This is a genomic window from Streptomyces bicolor (assembly GCF_000719285.1).
Lineage (GTDB): Bacteria > Actinomycetota > Actinomycetes > Streptomycetales > Streptomycetaceae > Streptomyces > Streptomyces bicolor.
Genome location: NZ_JOFS01000137.1, coordinates 1 through 294 on the forward strand (window position 1 = coordinate 1; position 294 = coordinate 294).

1 protein-coding gene is annotated in these 294 nt (G+C 71.4%); it reads right to left on the bottom strand.

The features are described from left to right. The coding region (locus tag IF78_RS44735) for an AMP-binding protein (RefSeq protein WP_037643079.1) at positions 1-294 on the bottom strand (294 nt) is incomplete at both ends.

The window sequence follows — 294 nt, forward strand, 5'->3', positions numbered from 1 at the left end:
CATCGCCGTGTCGGCCAGAAGCACCGGCGCGGACGTCTCGTCGACGATCCACTGCATCCGCTCCAGCGGGTAACCGCTGTGCAGCGGGAGGTAGAACGCTCCGGCCTTCATCGCCGCCAGCAGCGCCACCACCAGGTCCACCGAGCGCTCCATCAGCACCGCCACCGGTGCCTCCGGACCCACGCCCAGCCCCAGCAGCCGGTGCGCCAACTGATTGGCCCGCTCGTCGAGTTCCCGGTACGACAGCTCCCGTCCCGCACAGCGCACCGCCACCCCGTCCGGGGACCGCAGCAC